This window comes from Thermodesulfovibrio sp. 1176, from assembly GCF_029946585.1.
In the GTDB taxonomy this organism is placed as follows: Bacteria; Nitrospirota; Thermodesulfovibrionia; order Thermodesulfovibrionales; family Thermodesulfovibrionaceae; genus Thermodesulfovibrio.
The window spans coordinates 1-258 of the sequence record NZ_JARZRZ010000026.1; the positions used below are offsets into that span (position 1 = coordinate 1).

General features: G+C 32.2%; 1 pseudogene. It reads right to left on the minus strand.

Annotated elements, in window-relative coordinates:
- Positions 1-258 (minus strand): annotated as a pseudogene (locus QI155_RS11010) (hypothetical protein); the annotation flags it as partial.

Here is a 258-nt window from a genome sequence, read left to right on the forward strand (position 1 = left end):
TATCCCAAAGCTTCTTTATTAGACAATGTCCATAATTTAGTACTCTTCCTTCTGATATTTTTGTAAGGTCAAACTGTTTCTCTACGCTTTCACTTAAAGCTCTTTTTGCAAGTTTTTTAAATGACTCGGTATTAAGGAAATCTTCAAGTCTTCCAAGACTGAATAGATACTTGTGTTTGATTCTTCCAGAACTATCTCTGTATCCTTCTACAACATAAACATAATCAATGTTTTGAGCTGAACGTACAATTTTTAGGA